The following is a 26,544-nucleotide window of genomic DNA, read 5'->3' on the forward strand; positions in this document are numbered from 1 at the left end:
TTTAATTTTTTTATACAGTGTCGCGCATTGTGCCGGCCACCATGGAGTAGGATTCGAGTATGCCTGTAAAACCAATCGCCTTGACGCTATTGATGAGTTTCACCCTACTCTGCGGCTGCGGTGCCAAGGAATCTCCACAGGCTGCACTAGACAGAGCGGTACAGCAACTCCAGGACAACCTTGAAGCGAAAAAGACCAACGCGGTGCTCGAACAGTTGCACCCGGACTTCGCAGCGCAGCAGCAGTTTGACTCTGATTGGGCCAGGCGCACCATGACCTTAATGTTCTTAGGTTACAAAAAGGTCAACATCATCGCCTTGAGTAAAGACAGTCGAATCGACTCAACCTACAACAGCAAAGCCTATACCGATGCCCAGGTTGCCCTCACCGGAGGAGAGGGCCTGATCCCCGATAGCGCCCGGCACTATTCGGTCAAGCTTGAGTGGTGGCTTGAAGATGATACCTGGAAGCTCGCACGGCTCGGCTGGCAATAATACGCCCGGCAGTGCATTGAATGCCGGGCGCATCCGGTTATTGCTTAGGCATTTCTGCGTCCGGCGTACGCCAGATCAGGTCTTCGGTGTCATAACCGCGGTCATGGGCTACTTCAAGCAATTTAGCGCGCTGCTCCGGGTTTAACTCAGTGCTACGCGACAGCACCCACAGGTACTTGTGGTTAGGGCTGCCGACCAGCGCATGCTGGTAGTCGTCATCCAGGTACAGCACCCAGTAATCACCCTTGGCCACACCGGGCAACAGATCGCTAAACCAGTTGTCGAAGCTCACCCAGAGCTTGTCGGTCTTGCCCTCGACCTGGGGCACTGCCTGGCCCACGGCCTCCTGCCATTTTCCTTCAGCGTCCCGGCACTTGTTGACCACGCTGATGCTGCCGTCAGCCTGCAGCGCGTAATGCGCCTCGGACTGCTTACAGTTGCGCTGGAAGAACATCGGCAAGCGTGCCTGTTCGTACCAAGTGCCCTGGTAACGTTCCAGGTCAACCTTGTCTACCGTTTTTGGCGGCACGGCTCCGGTGCCGGAATTGGCGCAGCCAGCCAGCATTGCAGCCGCGCATACCCCTAAAAGAATGCGTTTCATAGTTTCCTCAGTTCAGGCCTTCACCCGAAAACATCATGACTTTGTCGCCGGCGTATTGAACGCTGATAAATTGCTTTTTATCGCCCCAGGTACAGCTCGACAGACCCATGGCGCCCGCGCAATCAGTTGGATCACCGAGCAATGCTTCCACCTCGGCTTTAGTCATTCCGGTTTTGAGTTTGGAATAGTTTTCCTGTGTGACTTTGCTGCATGCAGCCAGCACAACACAAAAACATAGCAACGCGAAATTACGCAGCGACATAACTAAAGCTCCCTGTTTATTAGTTAATCTAGCTTGGCATAGTCCATCATCTGCCGCATAGGACGTCAGAAACCCGAGCCGGGTTCCTGCAAAAATAACTGTTCTTGTTCAGTCGAGGGACGACCTAGAACCTTGTTGCGATGCGGGAAGCGTTGAAAGCGCGCGATAATTCGATGATGGCGCTCGGCGTAATCCAGGTAGTCCGCAAACAGTGCTTGTTCAGCCTGTGGGGCTTGGTCAAGAAGCCCGACGAAGGCAGCAACCGCCTGATCCTGCAGGCGCAGGTCTTCGGCGTGTTCCAGCACCAAATAGATAAACACCCGCTGGATAGGTGCCAGTCGCAGGTCGAGGCCTTGCGCGACTCCTGCTTGAACATACTGCTGGGCCAAGGCATCGCCGCTATAGCCACGTGGATCATCACGGTAGATCATGCGTGGCAACTGATCGAGCAAGAGCGTCAGTGGGAGCCAGCCCTCAGGGTGCTCGCGCCACCCAAGCAATTGCCCCGCAAACGCCTGCTCGACCCAGCCACCGAAGCGCCCGCGCGCCTCGGCATCCTGGCTGTGACGCCTTCCAAAACAGAGTTTTTTGCGTGCTCCAGCAGCCTCGACAGCAATTTTCGATGGACCAAACCACCACTCAAGCAATTCCCCCGCCAACGCCTGCTCGACCCAGCCACCGAAGCGCTCGCGCGCCTCGGCATCCTGGCTGTCACGCTTGCCAAACCAGAGTTTGGAGCGTGCTCCAGCAGCCTCGACAGCAATTGTCGATGGAGCAAACCACCACTCAAGCAATTCGTGCCAAGGCTGGCTCACGGCTTACTTCTTATGGTAAGAGGTAACGCGCTCGACTTCTTCCTTGGAACCCAGGTACACCGCGACACGCTGGTGCAAAGAAGTCGGCTGGATATCCATGATGCGCTGTTCGCCGTTGGTCGAAGCACCGCCAGCCTGCTCGATGATGAAGGACATCGGGTTCGCTTCGTACATCAAGCGCAGCTTGCCTGGCTTTTCGGGTTCACGGCCATCACGCGGATACATGAACAAGCCACCACGGGTGAGAATACCATGCACGTCGGCCACCATGGCGGCGAACCAGCGCATGTTGTAGTTCTTCTTCAGCGGGCCTTCTTCACCGGCCAGCAATTCGCCCACGTAGCGCTTGACCGGCTCTTCCCAGTGGCGCTGGTTGGACATGTTGATAGCAAATTCCTGGGTCGTTTCAGGCACTTTGATATTGTCGTGGGTCAGCACAAAGCTACCCAGCTCGCGGTCCAGGGTGAAGCCTTTGACGCCGTTACCCAGCGTCAGCATCAACATGGTCTGCGGACCGTAGATTGCATAACCGGCGGCAACCTGCTCGGTGCCTGGCTGAAGGAAGGCGTCTTCGCCCAAATCACCTTCGTCACCCTTGCGGTCAGGACAACGCAGAACCGAGAAAATGGTTCCCACAGAAACGTTTACATCGATATTCGAGCTGCCATCAAGCGGGTCAAAAACCAGCAGGTATGCGCCTTTTGGGTAACGACCCGGGATCTGGTAGGCGTTGTCCATTTCTTCTGACGCCATGCCAGCCAGGTGTCCGCCCCACTCGTTGGCTTCAAGCAGAATCTCGTTGGAAATAACATCGAGCTTCTTTTGCACTTCACCCTGAACGTTCTCGGTTTCCATGCTGCCTAGCACGCCGCCAAGCGCACCCTTGGACACTTGATGGCTGATCGCCTTACAGGCCCGTGCAACAACTTCAATCAGGAAGCGAAGATCAGCCGGGGTGTTGTGGCTGGGGGGTTGCTCGATCAGATAGCGACTCAGGGTAACGCGGGACATGTGAGGCTCCGGAGATAAGAAATCGCGCGCAGTTTAACCGGTTATGGGCGCCAGCGTCTTGTGCTGCCGCCCATCGGTACTTACCAGTCCCAGGCCAGCGACAGCGCAACACCTTGCTGCTTGTTGTCGTCACTCTTACTCAAGCTGTAAACCCCACGCAATGCAAGGTCGCTAGCCAGTTGCTGGCTAAAGCCGAGACTGGCGCGGTCGAGGTTGTCATCCGGGGTGTAGCCATCCAGCTTGTAGTCAATACCCGGCAGGCTATTGAGCGAAACCCGAACGTCGGTGCTGTCGTCATCGTATTCGGTTTCATGGGCGACTTCGGCGAAAACCTGAGTGGCCTGGGTGATAGCCCAACGCCCTTGCATACCAATACCAAGGCGCTTCGAGGTGCGATCCTGATCACCGAAATTGAGGGCCGTTGAACTTGCACCGCTTTCATCGTAGCCATCGACCTCGACTTTCGCGTAGTCGGCGCTGACAAACGGGCTCAGGTGCCATTCGCTGCCAGGTTGCGCGATGTCGTAGCCAACCCGCCCGGAAAATGCCCACAAGGTACCATCAGTATCGCCTTTCTCCGAGCGGGTGACCCGACCGAGCTCGAGCTTGCGCTTGAGGTCATGGTAGTCAAGATAGCCAGCAGTCACGGACGCATCCGCCCACCAGCGATTGTGTTGATACTGGGCGAATGCGCTGCCCAGATAGCTACGCATGTCGTAGTCTGAGTCCGCACTGCCGACTTCAAGGTTTTGCTCGTATAGCCCCATCACCACGCCAAAGCGCCAGCTGTCATCGACACGATAGCTGCCGCCCACATTGAGGCTGTAGCCATCGCCATCACCACTTGGCGATGCAGCCTGGCTGTCAAAGTCCAAGTGCTGAACGGCGCCCGATACTATTGCTCGCCATTGGCCAACAGGCTGCCAGGATTCCCAGTCGGCAACATACTGGTTACGCAGTTGGTCCTGATGCGCGCGCAAGGTGCCATGGGCCATTTCAGGCAACAGGCTAGCTTCCCAAGGCGCCGCCAGCAGCGAGTAGGCGTAATCGGCGAAAATCTCTTGCACGGCGGTGGTTGGGTGCACGCTGTCGTTATAAATCAGCTTGCTTGGGTCCGGCGTCGCACTATTGATGCCCCAGGTCGCGTTGACGTCGCCGCAATCGGCAAAGCAACTGCCGGTCAGGTTTTGCGTGGTGTCAAAGCAAAAAGCCGCCGCATTTTCAAGCACTTCACTGAACAGTACCGGAACGTTGAGCGGGATGATTTGCGCATCGATCTGCGACAACTGGCTAACCAGCTCAGTATTGAAATCTCGGCCAATCGAGGTAATGGTCGGCGCTAAGGCAGTGCCTGAAATTGCGGGTGTGGTACCGACATCCGGCAGCAGCGAGACCATGATGTAGCGAGCACCCGCACCCTGCAGCGCGCGCACGCTATCGGCCAGTTGCGTTGCCGCCGCTTGTGGGCCCGAGCTGAAGATGGTGCCTTGCAGGAAGTCGTTACCGCCGCCATTGACATAGAACAGCGCATCGCGGTCGAGACTCAAACCACGATTTGCCAGATCGACCAGGTAGCCGTCGCGCGTGCGCGTACCTGCAACCGAACCGCCGGCCTGGGTGATTGAGTCGTAGACTTGATCAGTGCGGTAACCGCCGACTGCCCAGTTATTGCCATCAGGCAAGCCCTGGTCGGCATATACCTGCGAAGTCGAAGGCGCTTGCGGCCCCAATCCAAGCGCCTCACCAAGCAGCATGGGTGAGGTTGAACCGTAGATTTCACCGCTGCCATTCTGATAGGTCGGACCGACTCGGTTGGTAAAGCGGCGCGTTGCACCAGCGGGACCGTCTGCATCGGCAAACTGTCCGGCGTCACTTAGGCTATCGCCAAAGACAATCAGGCTACTGAAGGGACCAGCACTGGAAAAAGTCGAATAGCTGGCAAGCATGCACGCCAAGGCGAGCGGAGTTAGGGTGCGTTTCACTGGGTCGTCCTTATTTTATTGTTATAGGCAGTACCAACAGCCCAAATCTAGCCAGTTTGTCGCTTGATTGCACGAGCTTATCTGACTCAATAGCCCACAGCAGTCATTACCGGGACGTTACTCAGCCAAATGTGACCACTTGGTTACGCCCCGCGCGCTTGGCCTGGTAGAGCGCGGCATCGGCAACATCAAGCAGCTCGTCCAGGTTGAGGCCTTGGGTTGGCCAGCAGGCGATACCAGCAGACAGGGTCACCTGGCGCAGGCCTCCACGGGTTTCCAATGGCTGCTGCGCAAGCTGTTTACAGATGATATTCAAGCGCTTAGATGCTTCCTCAAGATCCGCTCCCGGCAACACAAGGAGAAACTCCTCGCCACCAATGCGGAAGGCAGCATCGGAACTGCGCACATTGCGGCGCAACTTATCAGCCAGTGCCTTGAGCACATCGTCACCCTCGAGATGACCATGCTTGTCGTTGAGCAGCTTGAAGTGATCGAGGTCTATCAGAGCCAGTGATAGTGGTTTTTGCTCGCGTTGCACGCGGTCTATTTCCCGCGCGAAAAACTCTTCCAGATAACGCCGGTTATAGAGCCCGGTCAGGGGGTCGCAGAGCGCCTGCTCACGCAGTTGCTCATGCAGCTCAAGGATGGTCTGCAACCGTTGCTCGCTGACCGCCAGGGCATCAGCCAGCTGCAACTCGCTGATATGCCTTTGCGAGACATCCCGCAGATAAAGCATTTGCCCCAGCAGTGTCACCTCATGGCGCGTGGTGCGCTCAACCGCGCGGATATTCAACTCGAAGTACCGATCAAGGGAGGGTAATGACAGCAATTGGTTCGGCTCGCACCCATCCACTTGACTCATAAGCTCGTGGAGCTTTGCCCCCAGCACGGCCCAATCCTGCAGGCGCCGCCCCTGCCAGCCGCGCTCAAGCCCTGAAAGCTTCAGCGCTGAAGGGTTCACCTCGACCACTCGCATCTGCGAATCAACCACCAGGACCGGGTCAAACAGCGCCTCGAGCAATAGATTGCGGGCCACTGGCAACAAGTCGAACAGGCGCACCCCGACAATCAGCCAGGCAAAGGCCATCAGGGTGAATGCGAAACTGAACGGAGTCGGATCAAAACCAAAAAGCGACACGCCGAGGAACACATGGCTGGCGTTAACCGCCCAGGGCACCAGTGTGAGCAACAAAAAGACCAGGTAGTGGCGGCGATAAAGGCCGCTGCTTTGCAGCACCGCACGGATCACAATACCGGAGCAGAACAGCATGCAAATGTAGCCATAGGCTGTTGCGACGTAATAGGCACTGCCGTGGACATACTTGATCGGCGAGCCGTAGTCGCCACTCAGCGGCGCTGTTTGCTCGGTGTACATCAGGTGGTGCCAGGGATTGGTCAGCGCCAGGACCCAGCATAGTGCGGGCGCGAGCATCAGCATCGCCAGGACGGGACTGCTCAGGCGTTGATGCTTGCCATAGATATATTGCCAGAGAAACACCGCCCAGAATGTGGGCGTCAGGAGAATCCCGGGCCAGGCCATGCTCGCCCAGAACACTTTGCACTCGGCACCTTGCGCAGCCATTTCGACGCTCGCCGCGAGCATCCACCAAAGACAGGCCAGGTGCAGCCAGATAAAGTTGCTCTGCCCTGGAAAATAACGTTGCTGCGAAACCCAGCGCGATAACAGCAGCACCCCGAAACAAACCACCCCGGTGATCAACAGCTGTACCGGGAAGTCCCAGCCAGACTGACTGCAAGAACTGAGAAGACTCAACACACTGCACTCGAGCGCAGCGGCACGACACTCAGACACAGACAGGGACTGCGACTAAAACCCGAGTTTGACCACGCCCCACAAGCCACGATGTGCAAACGATCACCCTGATCTAAACCAGAAGAAAATGTAGGCCTAAATAGCCGTAAACTACTGCCTATCGCCTAGTTCAAAATCGCGCAACCAACCGCTGAAGCGCAATGCCTTGGCAGTTTACCACCTCGTATAAACACCAGCATCCCGCGCACTGCTAAACTTGCCGGCTACAACCGGTCGGCAGATATCTCTTCACAAAGCGCCCGACATCGCTATCATCGCCCGCCGCGCCCCCTCCTACACTTAGCAGACCCATGAAAAACAACCTGATTGCCGCCGCAGAAATCGACCGCCTGGACACCTGGGCAAAATTTACTCGAGACATGTGCCACAGCTGCAATTCCAGTTGCTGCCAGTTGCCTGTGGAAGTGGGCATCAGCGACCTGATTCGCATGGGCGTGGCCTTTGTTTTTGAAAGAGGCGACCCACCGAGAAATGTGGCCAAGCGCTTGCAAAAAGAAGGCATTATCGAGCGTTTCAACCAGAAGTCCGGCATCTTCACCCTGACACGCCTGTCGAATAATGACTGCATGTACCTGGATCGCAAATCACGCCTGTGCACCATCTACGACGTGCGCCCGGAAACCTGCCGCAACCACCCCAAGATCGGCCCGCGCCCCGGCTACTGCGCCTATATTCCCAAGCCGACCCGCTGAAGCGGAACTGGTACCTGTTGCAGAAATAAAAAGCCCCGCAAAATCTGCAGGGCTTTTTCTCTGGCCAGTTCAGGGTCGACTGGCCGCTAAGTCATCCTTGCTCAGCTGGATCTTCTTGGGTTTGATCAAACTGAAGTCAATCAACGACTTAGGCTCATAGGGATCACCAATGATCTGTGGGCGTACGATGAACCTGTTACTGACCAGGCTCTTGCTCCGGTCCAGTTCACTGAAGCTCAGCCCAGCCAAATCAGCCCAGGTATGAATCAGGTTCGAGCTGCTGTAAGGCCGCTCAAGCATGCTGCTGAAGTCAAAGGAAGCGTGGGCTTTCCACTTATCCGAGGCCCAGACTATAAATGGAATGGTGTACATCGGTGAGGTTGGCTTGCCTTCGTTACGCCCGATCACGCCACCTTTTGGGCTATCGAACACCGCCTCGCCATGGTCCGACAGGTACAACAGGAAACCATCCGGCTTGCTTGCCGAGAAACGCTTGATCAGGCTGGACACGACGAAATCGTTATACAGCACCGCGTTGTCATAGCTGTTGTAGGTCGCCAACTGGTCCTCGGTCACCCACTTGGGCGCGCCCTTGTTATCGGTGAATTTCTCGAAGCTTTCCGGATAACGGTACTTGTAGCGCATGTGCGTACCAAGCAGGTGCACCACAATCAGCTTGCGCGGGGCTTTGTCAGCCAGCACCTTGGCAAAGGGTTCAAGCACATCACCGTCGTATTGGCGTGCATTCTGATTCAGGTTGTTATTCAGGTAATACTGTTCATCGGCCTGTTCAGAAAAGGTGGTGAGCATGGTGTTGCGCTTGGTCATGGTCTGCTGGTTGGTGATCCAGAAGGTCTTGTAACCCGCCTGCTTCATCATGTTGACCAGTGACGGTGTGGTCAGGTAGCCGTCCGGGTTCTTCTCATCGGCAAAGGTCAGCACCTGCTGCAATGCCTCGATCGTGTAGGGCCGCGGAGTAACGACGTTGTCGAACACCTGCAGCTGATCACGCAGCTTGTCCAGCTCGGGCGTGGTCTCGCGCGGGTAGCCATACAGGCTCATGCGTTGACGGTTGGTTGACTCACCAATAACCAGCACCAAGGTTGTCGGCTTTCCGGCGCGAGAGTCCTTCATAGCATCGAGCGGCGCAAGCTTGGCGTTTTCAGCCAGGAGCTTCTCCATGCTATCGAGTTGCTGGCGATATTTACGAAAGCCCACGACCAGTTGCCAAGGTACTGCTGGCTCAATGCGCTCTTCAAACTTCTCCAGGGCCACGCCCAGCGTTGGACGCTTGCTGACTTCCCTGGCCAGCGGATAACCAATCAAGCCAAGCAACAGCACGACGCTCAGCACCCGCGCCTGGGTAACGCCGAACTCCAAGGGTCGAATCTTGCGCCACAGCAGCCAGGCGACAAAGGTATAGCCGAGGTAGACCGGAATCATCCACCACACAAAATAGTGGCCAAAATATTCCATGCTTTCGGCCATGTTCGATTCGAACATGATGAAAATAACGCTTTGTGAGAATTGCTGGCCGTAGATGCAGAAATAGCCCAGCCCGACCAAGGAGCACGCCCATAAAATCACGCCGACAACAGCGGCGATGGTTTTGGTGTGCCGGGGAAACAGCAAGACCGGAACCAGCCATATAGCACTGACCAGAAACGCCTGACGGAAACTGACGAAACCCGTGGTGTCAGTCAGTTGAATCAATAACTGGGTAACGCCGGAAAAATACCAGAAGAATAGAAATAACCAGCCAAGCCCTGCCCAATCCCAGCGTTTATGCCCCTTGGCCTGTGCCGATGCCTGCATACTGAACTCCCAACTCACTCTCGATACACTTAACCGCCCCGCATGACTGCGTTTAATACGGGGCCAAGCAATAAAGCCGGCCACCGTATCAGACACATTGTGAAAAGAATGTTGTTTGCCGGCGTGCTGGCCTGCGGTCGCTAAACCAAAAAGCAACAGGCACAAAAAAGCCCCTGGCAGCCAAGCTGCCAGGGGCTTTCAGATGCCGCGAAAACTAATGCTTAGCTCTTGCTGGCACGCTTACGGTCTGTCTCAAGCAGGAACTTCTTACGCAGACGGATCGACTTAGGCGTGATTTCAGCCAGCTCGTCGTCTTCGATGAACTCCAGGGCCTGCTCCAGGGTGTAACGGATTGGCGGAACCAAAGCGATGGTTTCGTCCTTGCCGGAAGCACGCATGTTATCGAGCTTCTTGCCCTTGGTTGGGTTAACAACCAGGTCGTTGTCACGGCTGTTGATACCAACCAACATACCTTCGTAAACGTCGTCACCGTGGCCCAGGAACAGCTTGCCGCGCGCCTGCAGGGTTTCCAGCGAGTAGGTCAAAGCCTTGCCAGTTGCACTGGAAACCAGAACGCCCTGAATACGACCGCCCATATCGCCCGACTTCATCGGACCATAGTGGCTGAAGATGCTGGTCAGGATGCCCGAGCCCGAAGTCAGGGTCAGGAACTGGTTACGGAAACCGATCAGGCCGCGCGCAGGAATGGTGTACTCAAGGCGTACACGGCCCTTGCCGTCTGGAACCATGTTGGTCAGGTCACCTTTACGGTTACCCATCTGCTCCATCATCGGGCCCTGATGTTGCTCTTCCAGGTCGATGGTGACGTTTTCGAATGGTTCGTGCTTAACGCCGTCAACCATGCGGATAATCACTTCAGGACGGCCTACAGCCAGTTCGAAGCCTTCGCGACGCATGGTCTCGATCAGTACCGAGAGGTGCAACTCACCACGGCCGGAAACCTTGAACTTGTCAGCGCTATCGCCTTCTTCAACGCGCAGGGCAACGTTGTACAGCAACTCTTTGTCGAGACGCTCTTTGATCTTACGGCTGGTGACGAACTTGCCTTCCTTGCCGCAGAACGGCGAGTCGTTGACCTGGAAGGTCATGCTCACGGTTGGCTCGTCAACGGTCAACGGCTCAAGGGCTTCAACATTCGTCGGATCGCAAAGGGTGTCGGAGATGAACAGCTCGTCCATACCGCTGACACAAACGATGTCGCCGGCTTGCGCTTCGTTGACTTCAACGCGCTGCAGACCCGAGTGCCCCATGATCTTGAGGATACGGCCGTTACGCTTCTTGCCGTCAGTGCCAATAGCGGTCACCGGGGTGTTGGTCTTGACCTTGCCGCGAGCGATACGACCGATGCCGATAACACCCAGGAAGCTGTTGTAGTCCAGTTGCGAGATTTGCATCTGGAACGGGCCATCGACGTCTACGGCTGGAGCCGGTACGTGGTCGATGATCGCCTGGAACAGCGGATCCATGTTTTCTTCGAGCTTATCGTGCTCAAGACCTGCAATACCGTTCAGGGCGCTGCAGTACACGATTGGGAAATCGAGCTGCTCTTCGGTTGCACCCAGGTTATCGAACAGGTCGAAAATCTGGTCGACAACCCAGTCAGGACGCGCGCCCGGACGGTCGATCTTGTTGATTACAACGATAGGACGCAGGCCAGCCTTGAACGCCTTCTGGGTTACGAAGCGAGTCTGTGGCATTGGGCCGTCTTGGGCGTCAACCACCAGCAGCACGGAGTCAACCATGCTCATTACGCGCTCTACTTCACCACCGAAGTCGGCGTGGCCGGGGGTGTCTACGATGTTGATGTCGTAGTCGTGCCATTTCAGAGCGGTGTTTTTCGCCAGGATGGTAATACCACGTTCTTTTTCCTGGTCGTTGCTGTCCATCACGCGCTCGTTTTCAAGCTCTTTACGGTCAAGCGTGCCGGACTGGCGCAGGAGTTTGTCTACCAGGGTGGTCTTACCATGGTCAACGTGGGCAATGATTGCGATGTTACGTAGATTATCGATCACTTGTGTATCTCGATCAGAGGATTCGGTTTGCCGCATAGTGTAGACGGCGAGTATTAAGGTTGTGCTAGACGACGTAAAAGCACATTGAGCCGCTCGCGACTCAGAAGCTTTTACGCCGCCTGTATGTCGGGAGGGCGATGGCGGATGCTGCCGCCATTCAACCCGGGTGTCTTATGTCGGACGATAAACGCGCACATTCGCATGCCCCTCGTTTAGCAGGTGGTGGGCATGCAGGCGACTCATGACACCCTTGTCGCAATACAGCAAATACTGGCGACTCGGATCCAACTCTTTAAAGCGACTGTTGAGTGCATAGAACGGCAGTTCCTGCACTTCGGTGCCAGGCAGCCGCAGCGGCTCGTCCTCGACACTATCCGGATGACGGATATCAATGATGACGTGACCGGCGAGGACTTCGCTGACTTCCTCAACCTGAATATCCTTGCCCAGCTCGTCGATAACCTTATCGATCGGCAACTGGGTTGCGCTCTGTACTGCTCGCTCAAGCACCGCCATGTCGAACTGCTTTTCTTCATAGGCAATCCGGTCGGGCTTGGCTTTGGTGGTCGGATTCACCGAAATCACACCGCAGTATTCGGGCATATGCTTGGCAAAGTCGGCAGTGCCGATCTGCGTCGCGGTATTGATGATGTCCTGCTTGTGGCTGGCCAGGAGCGGACGCAACACCAGCTTCTCAGTGGCGGCATCGATGACCGACAGGTTCGGCAGCGTTTGGCTCGACACCTGCGAAATAGCCTCGCCCGTCACCAATGCATCAATTTGCAGGCGGTCGCTGATCTGGGTGGCGGCGCGCAACATCATGCGCTTCAACACCACGCCCATCTGGCTGTTATCGACCTTGCCGAGGATCTCACCGAGTACTTCTTCAAAAGGCACGCTAATAAAGAGTACGCGCTGCGAGCTGCCGAACTTCTTCCACAAATAATGCGCGACTTCCATCACGCCCAGCTCATGGGCGCGGCCACCTAGATTGAAGAAGCAGAAGTGAGTCACCAAGCCGCGGCGCATCATCTGGTAGGCGGCGACGGTCGAATCAAAGCCACCCGACATCAATACCAGCGTCTGCTCCAGTGAGCCCAGTGGATAACCGCCGAGCCCGTCATGCTGGTTGTGAATGACAAACAGGCGCTGGTCACGGATTTCCATGCGCACAACAACATCCGGATCTTTAAGCGAGATTCCGGCAGCGCCGCACTGCTGGCGCAACTGGCTGCCCACATAACGCTCAACGTCCATCGAGCTGAACGGATGCTTGCCCGCACGCTTGCAGCGCACAGAGAAAATCTTGCCCGGTAATTGGTCGGCGAAATGCAGCTTGCACTTTTCCAGCACATCGTCGAAATCGCCCAGGGGATACTCATTCACTTCAAGGAAATGAGTAATGCCCGGCGTGCAGCGGAGACGCTCGGTCAGTTCGCCCAGCAGCTTGGCATCGGTCAGGGTTGTTTCAACTTCCAGATTATCCCAGACACCGGTAACCGAGAGCTGCGGATCAAGATCGCGCAACACCGAGCGGATATTCTTCGCCAACTGCCGGATAAAGTTCTTGCGAACAGGCCGACTCTTGATGGTGATTTCTGGGAAAACTTTTACGATCAGTTTCATGGAAGCAACGCGCGCCAAGCTCGCGAAAAAACAGGGGCGCGGATTATAGCGGAAATTGTGCAAGGTTTGATCAAAAACCTTAGTTAAACATTTCGTCGCACCATAATGGTGCCTTGTCGTTTTATTTGGCACCGGCTTGGTGCAGCAATATCAGCACAACTGGGAATAATCCCCCGGTGCGCCTGCGTTTGCGGGCTTTAGTCCATCACAGTGCACTGGCATGCAAATTGCTCCCTTGTGAGGCAGGTAGTACTGGCGGAGTATCCGCCGAGCTTTTCCGAATTTTGTGGGCTCAACAGATTGAGCCTTATCCGCCTGGAGGACAGCATGTCGAAGTCGATTCAACTTATTAAAGAACACGACGTGAAGTGGGTTGACCTGCGCTTCACTGATACCAAGGGTAAGCAGCACCACGTAACCATGCCAGCCCGCGACGCGCTGGACGAAGACTTCTTCGAGCACGGCAAGATGTTCGACGGCTCCTCCATTCATGGCTGGAAAGGCATCGAAGCTTCCGACATGATCCTGATGCCGGTTGACGAAACCGCCGTGCTGGATCCATTCACCGAAGAGCCAACCCTGATTCTGGTTTGCGACATCGTTGAGCCAAGCACCATGCAAGGCTACGACCGCGACCCACGCTCCATCGCCAAGCGCGCTGAAGAGTTCCTCAAGTCGACCGGCATTGGTGACACTGTATTTGTTGGCCCGGAGCCAGAATTCTTCATCTTCGACGAAGTGAAGTTCAAGTCGGACATCTCCGGCTCGATGTTCAAGATCTACTCCGAGCAAGGCTCCTGGAACACTGACGGCGACATCGAAGGCGGCAACAAGGGCCACCGTCCAGCCGTCAAAGGTGGTTACTTCCCAGTTCCGCCGTGCGACCACGACCACGAAATCCGTACTGCCATGTGTAATGCCATGGAAGATATGGGCCTGGTCATCGAAGTTCACCACCACGAAGTGGCGACTGCTGGCCAGAACGAAATCGGCGTCAAGTTCAACACCCTGGTAAACAAGGCTGACGAAGTTCAGACCCTGAAGTACTGCGTACACAACGTAGCCGATGCCTACGGTAAAACCGCTACCTTCATGCCTAAGCCACTGTACGGCGACAACGGCTCGGGCAAGCACGTTCACATGTCGATCTCCAAAGACGGCAAGAACACCTTCTCCGGCGAAGGCTATGCCGGCCTGTCTGACATCGCCCTGTACTTCATCGGCGGTATCATCAAGCACGGTAAGGCACTGAACGGCTTCACCAACCCATCGACCAACTCCTACAAGCGTCTGGTCCCTGGCTTCGAAGCTCCAGTAATGCTGGCCTACTCGGCTCGCAACCGTTCTGCCTCGATCCGTATTCCTTACGTTGCCAGCCCTAAAGCTCGTCGTATCGAAGCACGCTTCCCGGATCCAGCAGCCAACCCATACCTGGCTTTCGCAGCATTGCTGATGGCCGGTATCGACGGTATCCAGAACAAGATCCACCCTGGCGATGCAGCTGACAAGAACCTGTATGACCTGCCACCAGAAGAAGGCAAGTTGATCCCACAGGTTTGCGGCAGCCTGAAAGAAGCCCTGGAAGAGCTCGACAAAGGTCGTGCGTTCCTGACCAAGGGCGGCGTGTTCAGCGACGACTTCATCGATGCTTACCTTGAGCTCAAGCACGAAGAAGAAATCAAAGTTCGCACCTTCGTACACCCACTGGAATACGACCTGTACTACAGCGTCTAATCCAGCCGGTATGAAAAAAGGCCACCTTCGGGTGGCCTTTTGTTTTTGCCAATGCACCGCTCAGCCCATTGTTTTATGCGCCCGCACACACTGCAACATGCCGACACTTGCCAGTAACGCCGCGCAGTGCAATCTTAATCAACAAGCCACGTTGAGGGATCGCTCATGCGCACACTAGTTGCCTGCCTTATACTCGCCGCCGCCCTGCCGGCCAGCGCGCAAATCTATAAATACACCGACGCCAACGGCAATACCGTTTTCACTAACGAACCGCCACAGGGCGTAGACACCGAAACCATCGAGCTGCCTAAAACCAATACGGTGGAGATGAAAACCCCGAAACAACCGACAAGTGAAGCAAGCGATAATGCTCCCACGCAAGTCCAGGCCTCCTATCAAGTACTGGAGCTGACCGGCCTGCCAGATGAAGCCGCGCTGCGCGCCAACAACGGCACCTTCAGCGTCGGGGTTAACATTCAGCCACGCCTGTCACCGGCGCACCGCTTGCAGCTGCTGCTCGACGGCCAACCTTATGGCGAACCCAGCAACGTGCCGCGACTCCAGCTCAATAATGTTGATCGTGGCGAACACTCGCTCGCGGTGCAGGTAATCAGCACCAGCGGCACGGTGCAGCAAAGCGAGACCAGCACATTCACCGTACAAAGGGTCAACACCAATAACAGTCCCGCATTCACCCCTAAACCCAAACCCACCCCAAGACCTAAGCCAGCCCCTTGATGCGCGCACTTTTAACCTGTTTATTGCTACTGAGCAGCCTGTCCGCGTCGGCACAGGTCTACACCTATATAGATGCAGAAGGAAACCGGGTATTTACCGACCAACCCCGGGGGGGTAATGCCAAGCCGGTGCAGATAGCACCTACCAATCGCATCACTCCGACCATCAAGCTCAAGCCAGAAGTCGTAGACGAGCAACCCCTGGTGCTGTCCTACCAGATGCTACGCATCCTGGTGCCGCAACCTGATGCAACAATCCGCGATAACGCCGGTAACCTGATTGTCAGCGCCACCAGCGAACCCGAGCTGCTGCCCGGGCATCGCTTTCGCCTGATTCTCGACGGTAATGCCATTGGCGAGGCCGGTCGCAGCCCGGTTTTCCCGCTGGAAAATATCGACAGGGGAACGCACCAGTTGGCGGTTGAGATCATCGATGAGCATGAGCGCATCATTGAACGAACACCCAGCCAGCCATTTCACCTGCTGCGCACCTCGCTTGCGCAAAAACGCCAGGTCAATCCCTGCAAGCGGAAAGACTACGGCGTGCGCCCTGAATGCCCACTCAAAGACAAGCCTGAAGAAGAAAGAGACATCCCCTTCGTTCCCTTTATGTAGCAAACGCACCATTTAGGAGCACATAAAGGCAGTCACTTCTATACTCTCCCTGTTTTGGGTCGCCCTGCACGTGGCGGCCTACATCTATTTGTGGGCGTTGTCGCTATTTACACAGGGAAAACGCTACTTTTCAGGGCTTTGGTTTGCTTCTTGCATTTTTATAACCACTGCCGGAAGCCGATGCCTATGATCATTAACGACGCACTGCACCGCCTGCTACTCGACAACCTGACAACCGCCACATTATTGCTCGATGCGGAACTGCGCCTTGAGTACATGAACCCAGCCGCCGAAATGCTTTTGGCCATTAGCGGCCAACGCAGCCATGGGCAGTTCATCAGCGAGCTCTTTACTGAATCCGCTGAAGCCGTGAGTTCTTTGCGCCAAGCCGTTGAAGAAGCCCATCCGTTCAATAAGCGCGAAGCGGTATTGACCTCCATAACCGGGCAAAACCTGACCGTAGACTACGCCGTCACTCCAGTAATCAGCCGCGGCGCGACGCTGTTGCTTCTCGAAGTGTTCCCACGTGACCGCATGTTGCGCATCACCAAGGAAGAGGCCCAGCTGTCCAAGCAAGAGACCACCAAACTCCTGGTGCGCGGCCTGGCTCACGAAATCAAGAACCCTTTGGGCGGCATCCGTGGCGCCGCTCAGTTGCTGGCCCGTGAACTCCCCGAGGAAAACCTCAAGGACTACACCAACGTAATCATTGAAGAGGCTGATCGCTTGCGTAATCTGGTTGATCGCATGCTTGGTTAAAACAAGCTGCCACTGCTATCGATGACCAACGTACATGAAGTGCTCGAACGCGTCAGCAGCCTGGTTGAAGCCGAAAGCCAAGGTTGCATTACTTTGGTGCGCGACTACGACCCAAGCATCCCGGACGTGTTGATCGACCGCGAACAAATGATCCAGGCCGTGCTGAATATAGTGCGCAACGCCATGCAGGCGCTTTCCCCGCTCAGTGATATGCGCCTGGGCCGCATCACCCTGCGCACACGGGCGCTGCGCCAATTCACCATTGGCCATGTCCGTCATCGCCTGGTGACCAAAATTGAAATCATCGATAACGGCCCAGGCATTCCTCCGGACCTGCAAGAAACCATTTTCTTCCCCATGGTCAGTGGCCGCGCCGACGGCACCGGCCTTGGCCTTGCAATCACCCAGAACATTATTAGTCAGCACCAAGGGCTGATCGAATGCGAAAGCCATCCGGGCCATACCGTATTTACGATCTTCCTGCCGCTGGAACAAGGAGCAACTCAGCCATGAGCCGTAGTGAAACCGTCTGGATTGTCGACGACGACCGTTCTATCCGCTGGGTACTGGAAAAAGCCTTGCAGCAAGAAGGCATGGCCACGCAAACCTTCGACAATGCCGACGGCCTGCTTAACCGCCTGGCCCGGCAACAGCCCGATGTGATTATTTCCGACATCCGCATGCCTGGCGTCAGTGGGCTTGACTTGCTGGCGCGTATCCAAGAGCTGCACCCGCGCCTGCCCGTCATCATCATGACCGCACATTCGGACCTCGACAGCGCTGTTGCCTCTTATCAGGGAGGGGCATTCGAGTATTTGCCCAAGCCGTTTGACGTTGATGAAGCCGTGTCACTGGTCAAGCGTGCCAACCAGCACGCCCAGGAACAGCAAAACCTCAGCGTGCCCGTTGCTGAAGCGCAAACACCGGAAATCATCGGTGAAGCACCAGCAATGCAGGAAGTGTTTCGCGCCATCGGCCGCTTGTCACATTCCAACATCACGGTTTTGATCAATGGTGAATCGGGCACGGGCAAGGAACTGGTCGCCCACGCCCTGCATCGCCACAGCCCGCGCGCGGCCTCGCCCTTTATTGCCTTGAACATGGCGGCAATTCCAAAGGACTTGATGGAATCCGAGCTCTTTGGCCATGAAAAAGGCGCCTTTACCGGTGCAGCCAACCAGCGCCGCGGGCGCTTCGAGCAAGCCGATGGCGGCACCCTGTTTCTCGATGAAATCGGCGACATGCCGGCCGACACCCAGACTCGCCTGCTGCGGGTACTGGCTGATGGCGAATTCTACCGCGTGGGCGGTCATACACCGGTCAAGGTTGATGTGCGGATCATTGCCGCCACTCACCAAAACCTTGAGGGGCTGGTGCATGCCGGTAAATTCCGTGAAGACTTGTTCCATCGCCTCAACGTTATTCGTATTCATATTCCGCGCTTGTCAGACCGCCGCGAAGACATTCCAACACTGGCCCGCCATTTCCTCAGCCGCGCGGCGCTTGAGCTGTCGGTCGAGCCAAAGCTGCTGAAAAACGAAACCGAAGATTATCTTCAACAGCTGTCATGGCCGGGCAATGTGCGCCAGCTGGAGAACACCTGTCGCTGGATCACCGTCATGGCTTCTGGCCGCGAGGTGCACATCGACGACCTGCCGCCCGAACTGCTGTCGCAGCCGCAAGACAGTGCCCCGGTCAGTAATTGGGAGCAGGCGCTGCGCCAGTGGGCCGACCAGTCGCTGGCACGCGGTCAGTCAAACCTGCTCGATACAGCCGTACCGGCATTTGAGCGGATCATGATTGAAACGGCCCTCAAGCACACCGCAGGCCGACGCCGCGACGCCTCTATCCTGCTGGGCTGGGGCCGAAATACTCTGACCCGCAAGATCAAAGAACTGGGCATGAACATCGACGGTGGCGATGACGACGACAGCGATGAGAACTAAACCAGTCATCAACATTTAAGCAGCACAAAAACGGGCCTTGGCCCGTTTTTTTATGCACAGGGATCAATTCGATACATTGGATTTGGACTAGGCTGATGGGTGCTGCCTTTGACGGCGATCCAATCGCAGGAGAACCTCATGCCTGACAAGACCGGTACAGTCCGCTTACACCGCGTGCTTCGTGCACCGCCTGAATCCATCTACAAGGCCTTTACCGATAAGGGCGCCCTGGAACGCTGGCTGCCTCCCTATGGTTTTATCGGGACTGTCCATGAAATGGATGTCCGTGTGGGTGGAGGCTATCGAATGTCTTTCACCCACTTTGCCAGCGCAAGCAGCCATTCTTTTAGTGCTGAATATACCGAGCTTGTACCCCACGAGCGGATCCAGCATAGAGACCGCTTCGACAGCGAGCACCTACCCGGTGAAATGCTGGTATCGATCGACCTGAAAGCCGTTAGCTGCGGAACCGATGTTCATATTGTTCAAACAGGCATTCCCTCTGCCATCCCAGAGGAAATGTGCTATTTGGGCTGGCAAGAGTCCCTGAGCCAACTGGCACGGCTTGTGGAAGCGAATATTGCCGAGCATGACTGACAACAACGGGCCATGGCTCAGCAGCATTGGCAATAAACCAGCCGCCATCCATTACGCGGCCGACTAAGCGATGCCCAATAACAGCGCTCAAAACAGTGCGCATGCACTCATCAGAGACACTTTCAGTGACCAAAAGCGCGGATCAATAGGCGTTGAATGGCGAAAACAGCCTGTTTTTACTGACATCAAGCGACAATGCAAAAGTTGGCACACTGCCTGCATATACCTAAGTAACTCCAGTTTCGGGGGCCTTGGTACAGGCAGGCCGGGGATTCCCCTCTTTTTTTGTTCCGCTAGGCTGACATCCAGCCGCCATTGCCCGTCTACCTGATCAGCGCGCCATTCGCCGCGCAGGGGACGGGCCGCAATAACGGTCAACAGCATATCCCGTTCATCTCTTTGCAGCCGCCAGTTAACCGCTCGTCCATTGAGCTGCAACTGGCCTTGCTGCTCACGCCCCAGCGTTCGCAAACGCAGCACATAAGCGCCGTTGTATTCACCGCTTTGCGGGGTTGGTTGCTCGTTGAACCACAGCTGCAGCCCAGCATCGCGCACCTCGATTCGATCAAGGCGCAGTGCATCCGGGCGAAACAAATCACCAAACATCAAGCCGATCAAAAAGCCAAAAATGGCCAGAGAGCCAATCACTCGCAACCAAGGACGAGGCCGATCGCCTATATCAGGAGTAGAATATTGCCCGCCTTCACGCTCGGAGCCGCGCATGTTTCACGTCATCCTTTTTCAACCAGAAATACCACCCAATACCGGCAACATTATCAGGCTCTGTGCCAATAGCGGTTGCAACCTGCATTTGATCGAGCCAATTGGCTTTGAATTGGATGATAAACGCTTGCGTCGCGCAGGGCTGGACTACCACGAATACGCCACACTGCAGCGTCATGCAGACCTTCAGAGCTGCCTCGCCAGCATTGGCCAGCCTCGGGTGTTCGCCTTCACTACCAAGGGTACGCAAGGCTTTCACGAGGTGAGCTACCAACCCGGCGACGCCTTTCTATTTGGCCCGGAGAGCCGTGGACTGCCACAAGAGGTGCGTGATGCCCTGCCAGTTGAGCAATGCGTACGCCTGCCGATGCGCGAAGGCTGCCGCAGCCTGAACCTGTCGAATACCGTTGCAATAGCCGTTTACGAAGCATGGCGACAGCAGGACTTTGCCATGCCGCCAGCTAATCGCTAACACCAGGCAGCCGTTGATCTACAGCCACAAAAAAACGCCAGTGAAGGCGTTTTTTTGCAAGTCATCCCTGGCGGGAAGAGCTTAGTGGGTAGCGTTTTCCGGTGCAGCCTGCTGCAGACGTTGCAGCTCTTGTGCATAGAGCGCGTCGAAGTTCACCGGCGCGAGCATCAATGCTGGGAACGAGCCACGAACCACCAGGCTGTCGAGTGTTTCACGGGCATAGGGGAACAGGATGTTCGGGCAGAAAGCGCCAAGGGTGTGGCTCATCGACGCCGCATCCAGCCCCTTGATCAAGAAGATACCGGCCTGCTGAACTTCAGCGATGAAGGCCACTTCGTCACCGTTCTTGACCGTCACCGACAAGGTCAGCACGATTTCGTGGAAGTCACCATCCAGCGGTTTCTGACGGGTGTTGAGGTCCATCTCGACTGCTGGGGTCCATTCCTTGCGGAAAATCTCTGGGCTCTTGGGTGCTTCGAAAGAAAGGTCACGTACGTAGATACGCTGCAACGAGAATTGCGGGGTTTGCTCTTCAGTTGCGCCAGCGCCAGTGTTTGCTTGTTCAGTCATACCAAAGCCTTATTGTTAGTTAAACCAAGTTGAAGAGACCCCAGAGCAGCGGTTTGCAGCCTTGTGCGCCTGTCGCTCGCTGTTCTTGCTGAGATCCCGCGGATATCAGGATTATGCCTTGAGCAATGCGTCGAGCTTGCCGGCGCGCTCCAGGGCATAAAGTTCGTCGCAGCCACCCACATGGACTTCGCCGATCCAAATCTGTGGGACCGAGGTTCTTCCAGCCTTGCGGGTCATCTCTGCACGCAATGCAGCGTTGCCATCGACTCGCATTTCGGTGAATGCGACGCCTTTATGAGCGAGCAACTGCTTTGCCCGTATGCAGAAGGGGCAATAATCGCTTGAGTAGATCACGACCTCCATATCACTTCACCACCGGAAGGTTATCACCGCGCCAGGTAGCCATCCCACCTGAGAGCTTTGCAGCGCTGAAACCTGCTTTTTGCAGTTCACGAGCAGCGGTACCAGCGTGCTGGCCGGCGGCGTCCACCACCACAATGGTCTTGGCCTTGTGCTTATCCAGCTCTGCGATACGGGTCGCCAGTTTTTCATAAGGGATATGCAGCGAGCCAACAATGTGGCCGGCAGAAAAATCTTTTTGCGAACGCACATCCAATGCTACACCCTGCTCGCTATTAAGCAGCGCTGTCAGCTCACGGCTGCTCAAGCTCTTACCGCCTTTTTGCAACTCAGTGACCAGCAGCAGCACAAGCAGAATGACGAAAGCACCGGCTAGCAAATAGTGGTTAGTAACAAATTCAATCGCGTGAGCAAGCATCAGGGATATTCCAGGACGGTAAAATGCCGGCCAGTATACACAGCCCCACAAGTCGGCCAAACCCCGTCCGGCGGTGACTTGATAGCGTCTAGGCCTTAAAATGGTCAATCTTTATGCCTACAGCAGAGCGAGCCAGCTTTATGAGCGTCACGCCAAAACCTTTGGTTCTGATCATTCTTGATGGTTTCGGCCACAGCGAAAGCCCCGAATACAACGCCATTTTTGCCGCCAACACGCCGGTTTATGATCACCTGCGCGCCACGCAGCCCAATGGATTGATTTCGGGTAGTGGCATGGATGTCGGCCTGCCAGACGGCCAGATGGGCAACTCGGAAGTGGGCCATATGAACCTGGGCGCGGGTCGTGTGGTGTACCAAGACTTCACCCGCGTGACCAAGGCCATTCGCGATGGCGAGTTTTTCGACAACCCAGCCATCACCCAGGCGGTCGATAGTGCCGTGAGCAACGCCAAAGCCGTGCATATCCTCGGCCTGCTATCTGACGGCGGCGTGCACAGTCATCAGGATCACATTGCCGCCATGGTCGAACTCGCAGCCAGGCGTGGCGCTGAAAAAATTTACCTGCATGCGTTCCTGGATGGTCGCGATACGCCACCAAAAAGCGCGCAATCGTCGATCGACCTGCTGGACAATACCTTCGCCAAACTTGGCAAAGGCCGCATCGCCAGCCTGATTGGCCGCTACTTCGCCATGGACCGTGACAATCGCTGGGACCGTGTCGAGCAGGCCTACAACCTGATCGTCAATGGCCAGGGCCAATACAACGCAGCCAACGCCAGCGCCGGCCTGGAAGCTGCCTATGCGCGGGGCGAAAGCGATGAATTCGTGAAAGCCACCACCCTGGGTGACGCGGTGTCGGTCGCAGACGGTGACGCCGTGATCTTCATGAACTTCCGCGCCGACCGGGCTCGCGAACTGACGCGCAGCTTCGTCGAACCGGACTTCAATGAGTTCGAGCGCACGCGCTCACCGCAACTGGCTGGCTTCATCATGCTCACCCAATACGCCGCGAGCATTGATACGCCAAGCGCATTCAAGCCAACACCACTGACCAACGTACTTGGCGAGTACCTGGCCAACAACGGCAAGACCCAACTGCGCATTGCCGAAACCGAAAAATACGCCCACGTGACCTTCTTCTTCTCCGGCGGTCGCGAAGAACCATTCACAGGCGAGGAACGCATCCTGATCCCATCGCCCAACGTCGCCACCTATGACTTGCAGCCAGAAATGAGCGCGCCGCAAGTGACCGACAAGATAGTCGACGCCATCGAAAACCAGCGTTACGACGTGATTGTGGTCAACTACGCCAACGGCGACATGGTCGGCCACACCGGCGTTTTCGAGGCCGCAGTGGCTGCGGTTGAATGCCTGGACAGCTGTGTCGGCCGTATTGTCAGCGCGCTCGACAAAGTCGGTGGTGAGGCTCTGATTACCGCCGACCACGGCAACGTTGAGCAAATGGAAGATGAATGCACCGGGCAGGCACACACTGCCCACACCTGCGAGCCAGTGCCATTTATCTACGTTGGCAAGCGCGACGCCCAGGTCCGTGATGGCGCTGTACTGGCAGATATTGCCCCAACCATGCTCACGCTGCTGGGCCTGCCTGTGCCAGAAGAGATGACCGGCACCAGCATTCTCACCTTCAACAAGTGAGTATTGGTTAATAAAAAGCATAAATGCCTCAGCCCGCTGGTCTGGGGCATTTTTTTTGCTCCGGACCACGGGCATACTAGGGTCACTTTATGCACAGGTATGCCTTCGCCCAATGTTCCGCGCCCTAGTTCTGATATTGATGACGTGCTTGCTCTCCCCTGCGTTTGCAGATGAGAAAGCTGACGCGCAAAAACAGCTTAATGCCGCCCAGTCTGACGTTGTCGAGCTGAAAAAACTGCTGCAGAAAATCCAGCAGGAAAAATCTGGCGTACAGAAATCGCTGAAGCAGACCGAAACCGAGATGGGCCAGCTGGAAAAGCAGGTCAAGGACCTACAAGAGCAGCTCAACGACGGCGAAGAAGAGATCAAGCGCCTCGAAACAGAGAAAAAAAAACTCCAGAGCGCGCGAATTGAACAGCAACGCCTGATCGCCATTCAAGCCCGGGCTGCTTACCAAAGCGGGCGCCAGGAGTACATCAAGCTGCTGCTCAATCAGCAGAACCCCGAAAAATTCTCACGCACCATGACCTATTACGACTATGTAAGTAAGGCGCGCATGGAGCAATTGAACACCTTCAACGAAACACTGCGTCAACTGGCAAACGTCGAGAACGAGATCACCGCCCAGCAGCACCAGCTGCTTGAACGCAAAAGCACCCTCGACACCCAGACCGAAAAGCTGGCGCAAGTGCGCAAGCAACGCCAGCTTGCGCTGGCCAAGCTGAACAGCGACTATTCGGCACGAGACAAGAAGCTCAAAGCCCGCCAGCGCGATCAGGCGCAACTGGCCAAAGTCATTAAAACCATCGACGAAACCCTTGCAAGGCAAGCCCGCGAAGCTGCCGCAGCACGTCAACGGGCGCTCGCCGCGGCCAACCAGGCCAAACGTCAGAACGCTGCGTCCCCCTCCAGTAGCAGCGGGCCCATAGTCAGCTCTGGTGCGGTCTACGGTGGTCAATTCGCCAATGCACGGGGCAAGTTGCCTTGGCCAGTTAATGGCCGTCTGCCTGCACGTTATGGAACCCCGCGCGGCGAAGACGCTCGAACCAAGTGGGATGGCGTACTGATCAGTGCAGCCGCCGGCAGCCAGGTACGCGCAGTGCATGGTGGCCGGGTTGTTTTTGCCGACTGGTTGCGCGGCGCCGGACTTCTGGTCATTCTCGATCATGGCAATGGTTATTTGAGCCTGTATGGGCACAACCAGAGCCTGCTCAAGGACGCGGGCGACGTGGTTAAAGCTGGGGATCCAATCGCAACAGTGGGCACCAGCGGCGGGCAGAATACGCCTGCATTTTATTTTGCAATCCGCCAAAAGGGTCGCCCAAGCGATCCGGCACAATGGTGCCGCGCGCAAGGATAAGCGCTTATTTATTCCGTAGGAGTTTGTTCGACATGCCGCATTTGCCCCGCCTTACCTCTCTGGCTTTAGCGATCGCCCTGTTCAGTGGCGTGTCAATGATGTCCCATGCAGCAGAGATCATCGCACCAGCAGCCGCTCCAGCCAGTGACAAGGCGCCATTGCCACTTGATGAGCTACGCACCTTCGTTGAGGTGATGGATCGCATCAAGAGCTCGTACGTCGAGCCGGTTACCGATAAGGAACTGTTGGAGAATGCCATTAAAGGCATGATCAGCAATCTTGACCCCCACTCTGCTTACCTGGGGCCAGAGGACTTCGCTGACCTGCAAGAAAGCACCAGCGGCGAGTTCGGCGGCCTCGGCATTGAAGTAGGCATGGAGGATGGCTTCGTAAAAGTCGTCTCGCCGATTGATGACACCCCGGCTTCAAAGGCTGGTATTCAACCGGGTGACCTGATCATCAAGATTGACGACCAGCCAACCAAAGGCATGTCGATGCTCGACGCCGTCGACAAGATGCGCGGCAAGGCTGGCAGCAAGATCAAGTTGACCATAGTCCGCGACGGCGGCAAGCCTTTTGTAGTCAACCTGACTCGCGCCGCGATCAAGGTCAAGAGCGTCAAAAGCCAGATGCTCGAAGCGAACTACGGCTACATCCGCATCTCGCAGTTCCAGGTCAATACCGGCGAGGAAGTCGGAAAAGCCCTGAACACCCTGCGCAAAGAGAACGGCAAGAAGCTCAGCGGCCTGGTTCTCGACCTGCGCAACAATCCGGGCGGCGTGTTGCAGGCAGCAGTTGAGGTCACCGATCACTTCCTCAAGAAAGGCTTGATCGTCTACACCAAGGGCCGAATCGCCAACTCCGAGCTGCGCTTCTCGGCAGATCCGGCCGACGCCAGCGAAGGTGTACCGCTGGTGGTGTTGATCAACGGCGGCAGCGCTTCGGCCTCTGAAATTGTTGCCGGCGCCCTGCAAGACCACAAGCGCGGCGTGTTGATGGGCACTGACAGCTTTGGCAAGGGCTCGGTGCAAACCGTACTGCCACTGAGCAGCGACCGTGCGTTGAAACTGACCACAGCCCTTTACTTCACCCCCAATGGCCGTTCGATCCAGGCGCAGGGCATTGTCCCTGACATTGAAGTGACGCGCGCCAAGCTCACTCGCGAAGGTCCCGCGTCAAGCCTCAACTATAAAGAAGCTGACCTGCAAGGCCACCTGGGCAATGGCAATGGCGGCGCCGACAGGCCAACCAGCAGTGCCAAAGCCGCTCAGGCGCGCCCGCAGGATGATGACTACCAACTGAGCCAGGCCCTGAACCTGCTCAAAGGCCTGAATATCACTCGTAACTGAACACATCAACGCATTGCTGTTTGAAGCTTGGCGTTGTCTCACCGGCCTGAACGGCGCCCA

24 protein-coding genes and 1 pseudogene are annotated in these 26,544 nt (G+C 56.2%); 12 read left to right on the forward strand and 13 right to left on the reverse strand.

Features of this window, described 5'->3' with window-relative positions; genetic code table 11:
- Positions 1–59: 59 nt before the first annotated feature.
- Positions 60–494 (forward strand): hypothetical protein, encoded by a 435-nt coding sequence (locus PSES9_RS0115890; RefSeq protein WP_010488566.1) that lies wholly within the window; start codon positions 60–62, stop codon positions 492–494.
- A gap of 37 nt (positions 495–531) precedes the next feature.
- Here PSES9_RS0115890 and PSES9_RS0115895 read toward each other — a convergent pair whose 3' ends face one another.
- The 6 genes from PSES9_RS0115895 to PSES9_RS0115920 all read right to left on the reverse strand — a co-directional run bounded on the left by PSES9_RS0115895 (position 532) and on the right by PSES9_RS0115920 (position 6,942).
- Positions 532–1,095, reverse strand: a complete 564-nt coding sequence (locus tag PSES9_RS0115895) for a lipocalin family protein (protein WP_029529590.1) — start codon at positions 1,093–1,095, stop codon at positions 532–534.
- 7 nt (positions 1,096–1,102) lie between these two features.
- On the reverse strand, positions 1,103–1,357 hold the full coding sequence (bamE, locus tag PSES9_RS0115900; RefSeq protein ID WP_010488568.1) for an outer membrane protein assembly factor BamE domain-containing protein: 255 nt from the start codon (positions 1,355–1,357) through the stop codon (positions 1,103–1,105).
- Positions 1,358–1,422: 65 nt separating this feature from the next.
- Positions 1,423–2,016, reverse strand: a complete 594-nt coding sequence (locus tag PSES9_RS23770) for a DUF924 family protein (RefSeq protein ID WP_036988294.1) — start codon at positions 2,014–2,016, stop codon at positions 1,423–1,425.
- A 159-nt stretch (positions 2,017–2,175) separates the two neighbouring features.
- Positions 2,176–3,183 carry a class 1 fructose-bisphosphatase gene (locus PSES9_RS0115910; protein WP_010488572.1) on the reverse strand — a complete coding sequence of 336 codons (1,008 nt, stop codon included), beginning with the start codon at positions 3,181–3,183 and terminating at the stop codon, positions 2,176–2,178.
- An 80-nt stretch (positions 3,184–3,263) separates the two neighbouring features.
- Positions 3,264–5,165, reverse strand: a complete 1,902-nt coding sequence (estP, locus tag PSES9_RS0115915; protein ID WP_036988282.1) for an esterase EstP — start codon at positions 5,163–5,165, stop codon at positions 3,264–3,266.
- Positions 5,166–5,286: 121 nt separating this feature from the next.
- A complete protein-coding gene (locus tag PSES9_RS0115920) occupies positions 5,287–6,942 on the reverse strand; it encodes a histidine kinase N-terminal 7TM domain-containing diguanylate cyclase (RefSeq protein WP_010488576.1) in 1,656 nt (551 codons plus the stop codon).
- 347 nt (positions 6,943–7,289) lie between these two features.
- Here PSES9_RS0115920 and PSES9_RS0115925 point away from each other — a divergent pair, with 347 nt between their 5' ends.
- Positions 7,290–7,691, forward strand: a complete 402-nt coding sequence (locus PSES9_RS0115925; protein WP_010488578.1) for a YkgJ family cysteine cluster protein — start codon at positions 7,290–7,292, stop codon at positions 7,689–7,691.
- Between the two features lie 69 nt (positions 7,692–7,760).
- On the opposite strand, the gene cptA is transcribed toward PSES9_RS0115925, so the two are convergent.
- The 3 genes from cptA to thiI form a co-directional block, all read right to left on the reverse strand.
- Entirely contained in the window at positions 7,761–9,506 is a 1,746-nt protein-coding gene (gene cptA, locus PSES9_RS0115930; protein WP_010488581.1) for a phosphoethanolamine transferase CptA, read from the reverse strand.
- Between the two features lie 221 nt (positions 9,507–9,727).
- Positions 9,728–11,539, reverse strand: coding sequence for a translational GTPase TypA (gene typA / locus PSES9_RS0115935; protein ID WP_010488582.1), 1,812 nt, complete (start codon positions 11,537–11,539; stop codon positions 9,728–9,730).
- A 171-nt stretch (positions 11,540–11,710) separates the two neighbouring features.
- Positions 11,711–13,165, reverse strand: coding sequence for a tRNA uracil 4-sulfurtransferase ThiI (gene thiI, locus PSES9_RS0115940; RefSeq protein WP_010488584.1), 1,455 nt, complete (start codon positions 13,163–13,165; stop codon positions 11,711–11,713).
- A gap of 327 nt (positions 13,166–13,492) precedes the next feature.
- Between thiI and glnA the strand changes: the two genes are divergently transcribed.
- The 6 genes and pseudogenes from glnA to PSES9_RS0115970 all read left to right on the forward strand — a co-directional run bounded on the left by glnA (position 13,493) and on the right by PSES9_RS0115970 (position 19,553).
- Positions 13,493–14,899 carry a glutamate--ammonia ligase gene (gene glnA, locus PSES9_RS0115945; RefSeq protein WP_010488586.1) on the forward strand — a complete coding sequence of 469 codons (1,407 nt, stop codon included), beginning with the start codon at positions 13,493–13,495 and terminating at the stop codon, positions 14,897–14,899.
- Between the two features lie 165 nt (positions 14,900–15,064).
- The gene (locus PSES9_RS0115950; protein WP_010488588.1) at positions 15,065–15,637 is read left to right on the forward strand and encodes a DUF4124 domain-containing protein; all 573 of its coding nucleotides are present in this window, start codon (positions 15,065–15,067) and stop codon (positions 15,635–15,637) included.
- Positions 15,637–16,251 (forward strand): DUF4124 domain-containing protein, encoded by a 615-nt coding sequence (locus PSES9_RS0115955; RefSeq protein WP_010488590.1) that lies wholly within the window; start codon positions 15,637–15,639, stop codon positions 16,249–16,251. Before PSES9_RS0115950 ends, PSES9_RS0115955 begins: the two co-directional genes overlap by 1 nt.
- Positions 16,252–16,437: 186 nt before the next feature.
- Positions 16,438–17,523, forward strand: a pseudogene (gene glnL, locus PSES9_RS23775) (nitrogen regulation protein NR(II)).
- Complete coding sequence (gene ntrC, locus PSES9_RS0115965; protein WP_010488592.1) at positions 17,520–18,956, forward strand: nitrogen regulation protein NR(I); 1,437 nt, start codon at positions 17,520–17,522, stop codon at positions 18,954–18,956. Before glnL ends, ntrC begins: the two are co-directional and overlap by 4 nt.
- A gap of 138 nt (positions 18,957–19,094) precedes the next feature.
- Entirely contained in the window at positions 19,095–19,553 is a 459-nt protein-coding gene (locus PSES9_RS0115970) for an SRPBCC family protein (RefSeq protein WP_010488594.1), read from the forward strand.
- 87 nt (positions 19,554–19,640) lie between these two features.
- Here the strand turns inward: PSES9_RS0115970 and PSES9_RS23780 are convergent, their stop codons facing one another.
- Positions 19,641–20,276, reverse strand: a complete 636-nt coding sequence (locus PSES9_RS23780) for a hypothetical protein (RefSeq protein WP_010488596.1) — start codon at positions 20,274–20,276, stop codon at positions 19,641–19,643.
- Between PSES9_RS23780 and trmL the strand changes: the two genes are divergently transcribed.
- Positions 20,275–20,748, forward strand: a complete 474-nt coding sequence (trmL, locus tag PSES9_RS0115980; protein WP_010488598.1) for a tRNA (uridine(34)/cytosine(34)/5-carboxymethylaminomethyluridine(34)-2'-O)-methyltransferase TrmL — start codon at positions 20,275–20,277, stop codon at positions 20,746–20,748. The genes PSES9_RS23780 and trmL overlap by 2 nt on opposite strands.
- A gap of 81 nt (positions 20,749–20,829) precedes the next feature.
- Here trmL and secB read toward each other — a convergent pair whose 3' ends face one another.
- From secB to PSES9_RS0115995, 3 genes are all read right to left on the reverse strand, one after another.
- Entirely contained in the window at positions 20,830–21,318 is a 489-nt protein-coding gene (secB, locus tag PSES9_RS0115985; RefSeq protein ID WP_010488600.1) for a protein-export chaperone SecB, read from the reverse strand.
- Positions 21,319–21,429: 111 nt separating this feature from the next.
- Positions 21,430–21,681: a glutaredoxin 3 gene (grxC, locus tag PSES9_RS0115990; RefSeq protein ID WP_010488602.1), complete on the reverse strand. Its 252-nt coding sequence runs from the start codon at positions 21,679–21,681 to the stop codon at positions 21,430–21,432.
- A gap of 1 nt (position 21,682) precedes the next feature.
- Positions 21,683–22,096 (reverse strand): rhodanese-like domain-containing protein, encoded by a 414-nt coding sequence (locus PSES9_RS0115995; protein WP_010488603.1) that lies wholly within the window; start codon positions 22,094–22,096, stop codon positions 21,683–21,685.
- Between the two features lie 140 nt (positions 22,097–22,236).
- Between PSES9_RS0115995 and gpmI the strand changes: the two genes are divergently transcribed.
- The 3 genes from gpmI (at position 22,237) to PSES9_RS0116010 (ending at position 26,484) form a co-directional block, all read left to right on the forward strand.
- Positions 22,237–23,775 (forward strand): 2,3-bisphosphoglycerate-independent phosphoglycerate mutase, encoded by a 1,539-nt coding sequence (gene gpmI, locus PSES9_RS0116000; protein WP_010488605.1) that lies wholly within the window; start codon positions 22,237–22,239, stop codon positions 23,773–23,775.
- 112 nt (positions 23,776–23,887) lie between these two features.
- Positions 23,888–25,135 (forward strand): murein hydrolase activator EnvC family protein, encoded by a 1,248-nt coding sequence (locus PSES9_RS0116005; protein WP_010488608.1) that lies wholly within the window; start codon positions 23,888–23,890, stop codon positions 25,133–25,135.
- Positions 25,136–25,230: 95 nt separating this feature from the next.
- Positions 25,231–26,484, forward strand: a complete 1,254-nt coding sequence (locus tag PSES9_RS0116010; RefSeq protein WP_425439598.1) for a S41 family peptidase — start codon at positions 25,231–25,233, stop codon at positions 26,482–26,484.
- Positions 26,485–26,544 lie beyond the last annotated feature (60 nt).

The sequence above is a fragment of the Pseudomonas sp. S9 genome (genome assembly GCF_000222125.1).
Lineage (GTDB): Bacteria > Pseudomonadota > Gammaproteobacteria > Pseudomonadales > Pseudomonadaceae > Aquipseudomonas > Aquipseudomonas segetis.

Excerpts from the sequence above, each read along its gene's own strand:
- glnA (WP_010488586.1), top strand. The coding sequence starts at position 13,493 with ATGTCGAAGTCGATTCAACTTATTAAAGAACACGACGTGAAGTGGGTT.
- PSES9_RS0115955 (WP_010488590.1), top strand. The coding sequence starts at position 15,637 with ATGCGCGCACTTTTAACCTGTTTATTGCTACTGAGCAGCCTGTCCGCG.
- PSES9_RS23780 (WP_010488596.1), bottom strand. The coding sequence starts at position 20,276 with ATGCGCGGCTCCGAGCGTGAAGGCGGGCAATATTCTACTCCTGATATA.
- PSES9_RS0115995 (WP_010488603.1), bottom strand. The coding sequence starts at position 22,096 with ATGCTTGCTCACGCGATTGAATTTGTTACTAACCACTATTTGCTAGCC.
- PSES9_RS0115910 (WP_010488572.1), bottom strand. The coding sequence starts at position 3,183 with ATGTCCCGCGTTACCCTGAGTCGCTATCTGATCGAGCAACCCCCCAGC.
- secB (WP_010488600.1), bottom strand. The coding sequence starts at position 21,318 with ATGACTGAACAAGCAAACACTGGCGCTGGCGCAACTGAAGAGCAAACC.
- bamE (WP_010488568.1), bottom strand. The coding sequence starts at position 1,357 with ATGTCGCTGCGTAATTTCGCGTTGCTATGTTTTTGTGTTGTGCTGGCT.
- PSES9_RS0115950 (WP_010488588.1), top strand. The coding sequence starts at position 15,065 with ATGCGCACACTAGTTGCCTGCCTTATACTCGCCGCCGCCCTGCCGGCC.
- PSES9_RS0115970 (WP_010488594.1), top strand. The coding sequence starts at position 19,095 with ATGCCTGACAAGACCGGTACAGTCCGCTTACACCGCGTGCTTCGTGCA.
- grxC (WP_010488602.1), bottom strand. The coding sequence starts at position 21,681 with ATGGAGGTCGTGATCTACTCAAGCGATTATTGCCCCTTCTGCATACGG.
- ntrC (WP_010488592.1), top strand. The coding sequence starts at position 17,520 with ATGAGCCGTAGTGAAACCGTCTGGATTGTCGACGACGACCGTTCTATC.
- PSES9_RS0115890 (WP_010488566.1), top strand. The coding sequence starts at position 60 with ATGCCTGTAAAACCAATCGCCTTGACGCTATTGATGAGTTTCACCCTA.
- trmL (WP_010488598.1), top strand. The coding sequence starts at position 20,275 with ATGTTTCACGTCATCCTTTTTCAACCAGAAATACCACCCAATACCGGC.
- PSES9_RS0115925 (WP_010488578.1), top strand. The coding sequence starts at position 7,290 with ATGAAAAACAACCTGATTGCCGCCGCAGAAATCGACCGCCTGGACACC.
- PSES9_RS0115895 (WP_029529590.1), bottom strand. The coding sequence starts at position 1,095 with ATGAAACGCATTCTTTTAGGGGTATGCGCGGCTGCAATGCTGGCTGGC.
- PSES9_RS0116010 (WP_425439598.1), top strand. The coding sequence starts at position 25,231 with ATGATGTCCCATGCAGCAGAGATCATCGCACCAGCAGCCGCTCCAGCC.
- thiI (WP_010488584.1), bottom strand. The coding sequence starts at position 13,165 with ATGAAACTGATCGTAAAAGTTTTCCCAGAAATCACCATCAAGAGTCGG.
- PSES9_RS0116005 (WP_010488608.1), top strand. The coding sequence starts at position 23,888 with ATGTTCCGCGCCCTAGTTCTGATATTGATGACGTGCTTGCTCTCCCCT.
- cptA (WP_010488581.1), bottom strand. The coding sequence starts at position 9,506 with ATGCAGGCATCGGCACAGGCCAAGGGGCATAAACGCTGGGATTGGGCA.
- gpmI (WP_010488605.1), top strand. The coding sequence starts at position 22,237 with ATGAGCGTCACGCCAAAACCTTTGGTTCTGATCATTCTTGATGGTTTC.